General features: G+C 46.0%; 8 protein-coding genes. 6 read left to right on the top strand and 2 right to left on the bottom strand.

Going from position 1 to position 7,144, the window contains the following annotated elements:
- Positions 1 to 33: 33 nt before the first annotated feature.
- The 6 genes from RMO35_RS23470 (at position 34) to RMO35_RS23445 (ending at position 4,312) form a co-directional block, all read left to right on the top strand.
- A complete protein-coding gene (locus tag RMO35_RS23470; RefSeq protein ID WP_309744878.1) occupies positions 34 to 165 on the top strand; it encodes a hypothetical protein in 132 nt (43 codons plus the stop codon).
- A gap of 147 nt (positions 166 to 312) precedes the next feature.
- The gene (locus tag RMO35_RS23465; RefSeq protein ID WP_309744876.1) at positions 313 to 546 is read left to right on the top strand and encodes a hypothetical protein; all 234 of its coding nucleotides are present in this window, start codon (positions 313 to 315) and stop codon (positions 544 to 546) included.
- A gap of 63 nt (positions 547 to 609) precedes the next feature.
- The gene (gene recJ, locus RMO35_RS23460) at positions 610 to 2,979 is read left to right on the top strand and encodes a single-stranded-DNA-specific exonuclease RecJ (protein WP_309744874.1); all 2,370 of its coding nucleotides are present in this window, start codon (positions 610 to 612) and stop codon (positions 2,977 to 2,979) included.
- A gap of 259 nt (positions 2,980 to 3,238) precedes the next feature.
- Positions 3,239 to 3,427, top strand: coding sequence for a photosystem II reaction center protein PsbZ (gene psbZ, locus RMO35_RS23455; protein ID WP_309744872.1), 189 nt, complete (start codon positions 3,239 to 3,241; stop codon positions 3,425 to 3,427).
- Between the two features lie 122 nt (positions 3,428 to 3,549).
- Positions 3,550 to 4,038, top strand: coding sequence for a 6,7-dimethyl-8-ribityllumazine synthase (ribH, locus tag RMO35_RS23450; protein ID WP_309744870.1), 489 nt, complete (start codon positions 3,550 to 3,552; stop codon positions 4,036 to 4,038).
- Positions 4,039 to 4,159: 121 nt separating this feature from the next.
- Positions 4,160 to 4,312 (top strand): hypothetical protein, encoded by a 153-nt coding sequence (locus RMO35_RS23445; protein WP_309744868.1) that lies wholly within the window; start codon positions 4,160 to 4,162, stop codon positions 4,310 to 4,312.
- 190 nt (positions 4,313 to 4,502) lie between these two features.
- Here RMO35_RS23445 and RMO35_RS23440 read toward each other — a convergent pair whose 3' ends face one another.
- A complete protein-coding gene (locus RMO35_RS23440; protein ID WP_309744866.1) occupies positions 4,503 to 4,733 on the bottom strand; it encodes a hypothetical protein in 231 nt (76 codons plus the stop codon).
- A gap of 90 nt (positions 4,734 to 4,823) precedes the next feature.
- Positions 4,824 to 6,722 carry a S9 family peptidase gene (locus tag RMO35_RS23435; RefSeq protein ID WP_309744865.1) on the bottom strand — a complete coding sequence of 633 codons (1,899 nt, stop codon included), beginning with the start codon at positions 6,720 to 6,722 and terminating at the stop codon, positions 4,824 to 4,826.
- Positions 6,723 to 7,144: the final 422 nt, after the last annotated feature.

Below are 7,144 nucleotides of genomic sequence, written 5' to 3'. Positions count from 1 at the left end.
TCGGATCGAGCATAGCTAGTTTAGTTAAAGCTGATGATTGGTGAGTTCAACAGCGATCGCCAAGAGGTGTGGTATCTAGAAACTAGCACTCTGACCGTCGCCATTCACGTTGGTGTCAGCCTGCTACTCGATCGTAGCCTCGGCTTGAGCCAAATCGATCTGTAAATATAGATCGTTATTTATTCTACCTCGTTTGCGGAGCATCTCCCCCGCACGATTGTCTCTATCGATCGATTCTTGACAAGCAGGCGATTAGGGTCTTATGTTAAGGACTGAAAAAAGTACCTAATATAAGGTCTTGAGGCAATCGAGATGGCACAGGCAAAATTTACGCTGGAGCAATCGCATATTGATTTTCTCGCACAATTTAAAGTTCGGGGCTTTAAAGACAAAAGTGCGCTCGTCCGCTTGGCATTAGATCGACTAGCGCAAGAACTAGAACGAGAGGAACTAGCTCACTCTGCGGACTTATATGCCGAATTATATGCCGAAGATCGCGACCTTCAGCAGCTCACCGATGCAGCGTGTGTAGGTTGGCCGCAATGAGCCAACTGTATCGATGACTGGTTATCGAAAATAGTCTAGGATGACTATAAAAAACTGTGCAATATGAGCTTAGACTGGCAACTACCACCTCAATTAGAAATTCCGGCTGAATTTGTCGCGGCGGTACGATCGTGCAAGCCGACTGTCAATGGTAAATATGCCGCTCAATTATTATGGCAGCGGGGGATTCGGGAGATCGATCGGATTCCGGGTTATTTGGATAGTGACAAATATCAGCCGACTAGTCCCTTTGCTTTTGGGCTAGAAATGACAGCGGCGATGGAGCGGCTAAAAAAAGCTTATATCTACGCCGAGAAGGTGGCTATTTGGGGTGATTTTGATGCGGATGGGGTCACGGCGACGAGCGTGCTGTGGGACGGCTTGAGGCAGTTTTTCGGGCAGGGACAGCTTAGTTATTATATTCCCGATCGGATGAAGGAATCCCATGGCTTAAACATTGCGGGAATTAAGCGATTGGCGGCGCAGGGGGTAAATTTAATTATTACTTGCGATACTGGCAGTACGAATACTAAAGAAATTGAATATGCAACTAAGTTAGGTGTCGATATTATCGTCACCGATCACCATACTTTGCCCAGCCAACGTCCACCTGTAGCAGCGATTATCAACCCGCGTTATTTTGAAGAGAGTCACCCTTTATTTCATTTAGCTGGTGTTGCGGTGGCGTACAAATTGATGGAGGCACTATATCTAACTTTGCCAGATATTCCGCAGCAACCTGTTGAGTATTTATTAGATTTAGTCGCGATCGGATTGATTGCCGATTTGGTTAAACTTAATGGTGATTGTCGCTATCTCGCCCAGATGGGTATCAAAAGATTGACACTCCAAAACCAAACCGATCTCGATGGCTTTCGTCCGGGGGTAAATAAGTTATTGCAATTGTGTAAGCGTAATGGCGATCGACCGACGGATATTTCGTTTGGCATTGCACCGCGTATTAATGCGATTAGTCGGATTCATGGCGATGCGAGTTTTGGGGTAGAGTTATTAACTAGTAAAGATGTCGAGCGGTGTCATGAATTAGCCGCCGAAACTGAATTAGCGAATACCCGCCGGAAGGAATTACAAAAGAATATGACGCTCAAAGTTCAGGCTAAATTAGCCGAACTGGATTTGTCTACTACTTCGGTTATCGTGCTGGTAGATAACAATTGGTCGCCGGGAGTATTGGGTTTGATTGCCGGACAAATCGCTCAGGAGCATGGCAAGCCAACAATTTTATTAAGTACTAATAGTGAGGAAGATGCAGGTAGAGATAAGGCTAAAATCGCCAGAGGCTCCGCTCGATCGACTCAAAATGTCGATCTCTATCAGTTAGTCAATTCTCAAGCACATTTACTCAATAGTTTCGGCGGACATCCCTTCGCCGCCGGGATGAGTATTAATGTCGAAAATATTCCAATCTTCACAGAAGCGATCGATCGGCAGTTACACGCCCAGATCGATAAATTACCACCGCTATCGATTCAGACAGATCTGATCGTGACAGTCGCCGATTTGTGGGTATCTAGCGGACGAGACTTATTTGAAGACCTCCTATTGCTAGAACCTTATGGAATGGGCAATCCCGCACCTAAGCTCTTAATTAAAAATTGTCATTTCAAGGACATCAAAAACAAGAATATTCAAGATTTTAAAGGTAAGACCGTTCAATATATTCGGACTAAATTCGAGCTAATTGATGCAAGTAGTGGCAAAGGATTTCCAGGAATTTGGTGGGGACATTACGAGCATGAGATTCCGCGCGTAAATTGTGATGCGGTCGTCGAACTAGATTACAATTCTTATGAAAAGCGGTTGGAAATTCGGCTGATTGAAGTCCGCCCTGCGGCAATAGTTGATAATATCCACGATCTATTCAGACAACCTAATTTAGCGAATCGGCAAGCGACATTGGAAGTGATTGATTTTCGTCATGCTCCAGTCGATCTCGATGTCGATGCAGCAGCGATTACCTGGATTAAAAAATGTCCGAGTAACTGGAGTGAGCTACAGGTATATTGTCAAAGAGCGATCCGATCGAGTGGTAAACTAGCATTAGATTATCAGTCAACTAATTTAGCCAGTAGTCGCGAGATCTTCGAGCAGTTAGTGGGGATTGCTAAATATCTAGCGAACACTCAAGAAGAGATCGATTTAGAGCGATTGGCGTTGCGATTAGATATTCGCGATCGATCGGTGAGACTGGGTTTAGATGCGCTGGTTGAAATTGGTTTTCAGGTATCCTTAAAGGAAAAAACTAATCTCTTAAAGATTGTATTGTCTCAGTCACAAGTCGATCGGGATGTAGATTTGTACTCATTATTTACAGTCCAAAAATTCTTTGCGGCGATCGAGGAGGAACAGTTCAATCGGAGCTATTTTCTTCAGGTGCCAACTTATGCAATTCAAGCAAGTTTGAGCGTCTAAATATGTATAGCAATCCTATTTGATTTACAAGAATTGAGATCTGGATGTTTTTAACCGCAGAGGCGCAGCGATGCGCGCTCGTCGGGGAACAGAGGCGTGCGCGCATCGCTTGTGGGTACCCTCAGATTTACGCTGCAACTCGCTCCGACTGAGCGAAGGTATAGATAACTACCGATAAATCACCACCAACCAGCACAGAGGTGCTAAATTTTTATATAGCTGAGTTAACATATTGCTGTTTTGGGAGCGTATATATAAAATGATCGTAATTTTCAACCTGGCGCTATTTGCCTTAGTACTACTGTCTTTCGTGATGATCGTCGGCGTGCCTGTTGCTTATGCAGCACCACAAAACTGGGATCGATCGAAACAGCTCCTGTTCGTCGGTTCCGGCGCGTGGGCATTGCTCGTCGTTGTCGTCGGCGTACTCAACTTCTTGGTAGTCTAAAATTGCCGAGCGTGCAGATTGGCTGCTAGGACGATTACATTGTCTCACTTGCAGCCGATCTCAACCTGCCGTTCCCGCTTTATAATATATGTATCTAGACTTTACAGGCAACTAATAATTAAATGGCAGTTTTTGAAGGCACTCTCGTCTGCGATAGTTCTTTACGGTTTGCGATCGTGGTCGGTCGTTTTAATGACCTTGTTACTAATAAGCTTCTAGATAGCTGTCAGGATTGTCTCAAACGCCACGGTATCGATATCGACCCCAATGGTAGTCAAGTAGACTATGCGTGGGTTCCCGGGTGCTTTGAGGTGCCGCTGGTGGCAAAGAGGATGGCGGAATCCGGTCGCTATGATGCGATTATCTGCTTGGGTGCGGTAATTCGGGGCGATACTCCTCACTTTGACTATGTGTCTTCAGAAGTCGCCAAAGGTGTGGCGGCGGTAGGATTTCAAAGCGGTACACCCGTTATTTTTGGAGTGCTGACTGTCGATACGATGACTCAAGCCTTGGAACGCGCGGGCATCAAGGGCAATCACGGCTGGGGTTACGCACTGAACGCGATCGAAATGGCAACATTAATGAAGACTTTACCCGATCGCCAGAGCTAAGCGCTAGCCAATGAGGATGATTTAACATCAAACCAAAATCTATCTTTTGGTGCAGGTCAACACGATGAGATCTTGCTATATTTTGAAGATATAAGCAACTTTCTAAAGTGAGGTGAACGATATGAAACCAATGATTTGGCATCCCGAACCAAAAGATAAAAAAGTTAACGAATATATCGATAAAACCAATCGCGCCCCTTACTTTGGAATTATTTTAGCTGCTTTAGGAGTATTTACTGTATTTACCGCTGCGGTACTTTTAGGCGCTTTTTAGATCGATCGAATCTAATGTGAACGATCGGCAATGATATGTTTGATGACCTAATATATCATTGCTGTATTTTTAGAAATTCGGATCGGTGATGACGGTGCCAATAGACCGATCGAGTACGTTCTAAGCGGAAAACGATAATTCTCGATCGCTTGAAGAAATAATCTTTTTAAAATAGCGATTCACCCAGGCATTAGAGAGTTCGAGTCATCCGTCCGACATATTTCCATGCCGAACTATAATCCTTTCTAATTAATTCCCAAAAATAATCATCATCGAAAGCTAGATATCTCAACTCCACTTTAGGTTTAACGGTGCGAGGGGCTGAACGGCGAGTTGGTTTGTGAGCTACACGCTTGCCACTATCCGAGGTGAGGCCACTCGGGAGTGCAGATAGTAGACTGAGTTGGGTAAATTGAACCACAATTTAAGTTGAGAATAGAGGGACGATATCGAGAGAATTGGCGCGGTGATGCCAATGAGAACTAAAGAAACCGTGCAATTTCCACGATAATTAAACCGCTGGCTCGAACCCAAAGATCCGCGCATAAAAAGCAAATTCATCAGTTAAGGCACGTTTGATATTTGCTGCTTGGCGGAAACCATGCTGCTCGTCGGTAAAGGTGACATACTCGACCGGAATCCCTTTCGCTTTGAGGGCATCCACCATCATTTCCGCCTGATTGGGCGGGACGACTTTATCTTCCAAACCTTGAAAGAAAATAATCGGACAGGATAATTGCTGGGTAAAATAAAGGGGCGATCGAGTACGATAAACATCTGGCTCGGTGGCATAAGGAGCGACTAAGCGATCGAGATATTGCGATTCAAACTTGTGGGTATCTTTAGCTAGGGAAATCAAATCGCTGACTCCATAATAGCTCGCACCCGCTTTGAAAGTATCCCCGAAAGTCAGTGCCGCTAGCGTCGTATAACCGCCCGCACTGCCCCCAGAGATTGCCAAGCGATTGGCGTCGGCTAAGCCCTGTTGGACCAGATACCGCGCAGCATTGGTACAATCATCGACATCGACAATCCCCCACTTCCCATCGAGCCGATGCTGATAGGCTTTACCGTAGCCAGTACTACCACCATAATTGACATCCACCACTGCAAAGCCTCGACTCGTCCAATATTGGGTTTTAAGGCTCAGTTGGTTGGAAGCCGCTGCCGTGGGGCCACCGTGACTTTTGACTAGCAGGGGCGGTTTTTCGCCGAGCAGGGGTTGGTAATCTTGATTGGTCGGTGGATAATAAAAAGCGTAGGCAGTTTGACCGTCGGTAGTGGGAAACTCGATCGAGCGGGGAATCGATAGATAGCCAGGATCGACTTTGACTTTGTTGGAACGTTTGAGCACTTCGCGAGATTCACTCAGCAAATCGATGGCAATAATCTCATTGGTTTGGGTGGCTGAAGCGCCGCAACAGACGACTAAATTGCCTATAGCGCAAATATTAGCAATGTCGGTATAGGGCACATGCAGCTTGGTAAAATGACCGCTGAGGGTATTAATTAAGCCCATCTGCCAGATCCCCTGCTGAGTGTAGGTGCAGACGATCCGATTGCCGACGAGGGCATATGTAGACATCCCAAAAATCCATTGGGGCAAACCAAATTCGGCTTCTAGTGGATATACCGCCGTAATATTACCATCATGCCAGCAATAGAGATTGCCCCAGCCCGTGCGATCGCTTATAAAAAACAAGGTATCATCGCTGCGCCATTGGGGTTGAAAAATGGTCTCATTTGCGCCGCCAGCGATGGGTACGGGTGCTGAGAGGTAGCCATTGCTGATGGTTGCCATCTGAAGATTGGTGCCATCCCAAGGGAGATTCGGATGATTCCAACTCAGCCAGACGAGTTTGGTGCCGTCGGGACTCAATCTGGGTGCGGCATAAAAATCACAGCCACCGACTAAAATCCGCACGTCATCGGGTTGCGTCAAACTAATGCTAACGATCGTATTTAACGGCTCGAATTCGGTAGAATCATGCTCCTCTTGAACGCAGATCAAGCGCTGATTTCGAGGATCGATCGTCAAATCGGCGTAACGTTTATTTTTATCGTGAGTAAGTTGGCGAATCTGCTCCGGCTGTGGCGATCGTAAGTCCTGAATATATAGGCAATTGTCGGTAATATTACTAAAATACACGCAACCATCGACGACGGTATAGGCAGCGCCACCATACTCATGAACGCGATTGCGGACATTGTATCCCGATGGCGTCACATCTTCGCTCTGTCCATCAGCGGTGCGCCTAACTATGACACTGCGACCCGCTTCTTGCGGACGCGATTCTAACCAATAAATATCCGTACCATCTAAAACGATCGAACTTAGACCGATACTATCAGCGACGATCGCATCTGCCGTAATCGGTGATTTCCAAGAACCAAAGGGAGCTAGTTGCATGAGTTTCGATCGATGTAGAGGATGGTAGCAATCTTCAATACAATTGAGCTGGCACGCTGGCACCACTCGGCATGACAATACCGACAAACTCGCATACTAAGGATTCTACCCGATCGTGTCGGAGCCTTATACCCTCGATATTGGCAATTTAAGGAATTTTTTAATGGATAGGGAATAGTGAATAGGGGATAGGGGATAGGGAATAGGGTTAAAAGGTAAAAGGTAAAAGGTAAAAGGTAAAAGGTAAGAGGTATTGCAATACGGTTCGGTTAGTAATGGAGTAAGAGGACAAATAGTCGTAGGTTGGGTAGAGCGATAGCGAAACCCAACATCCACCCCAACGCCTTTGAAATGTTGGGTTTCATTCTTCTGCTTGGTGCAACGCACGCTGAGGAAACCTCAGCGCGATTGCATCCGCAACC

The organism is Chamaesiphon sp. OTE_20_metabat_361 (assembly GCF_031364565.1).
The sequence above is the reverse complement of the archived record's forward strand: the minus strand, read 5'-3'. Positions and strand labels throughout refer to the sequence as shown.

Coding starts and splice junctions, on each gene's coding strand:
- RMO35_RS23470 (WP_309744878.1), top strand. CDS start 34: ATGATTGGTGAGTTCAACAGCGATCGCCAAGAGGTGTGGTATCTAGAA.
- RMO35_RS23465 (WP_309744876.1), top strand. CDS start 313: ATGGCACAGGCAAAATTTACGCTGGAGCAATCGCATATTGATTTTCTC.
- recJ (WP_309744874.1), top strand. CDS start 610: ATGAGCTTAGACTGGCAACTACCACCTCAATTAGAAATTCCGGCTGAA.
- psbZ (WP_309744872.1), top strand. CDS start 3,239: ATGATCGTAATTTTCAACCTGGCGCTATTTGCCTTAGTACTACTGTCT.
- ribH (WP_309744870.1), top strand. CDS start 3,550: ATGGCAGTTTTTGAAGGCACTCTCGTCTGCGATAGTTCTTTACGGTTT.
- RMO35_RS23445 (WP_309744868.1), top strand. CDS start 4,160: ATGAAACCAATGATTTGGCATCCCGAACCAAAAGATAAAAAAGTTAAC.
- RMO35_RS23435 (WP_309744865.1), bottom strand. CDS start 6,722: ATGCAACTAGCTCCCTTTGGTTCTTGGAAATCACCGATTACGGCAGAT.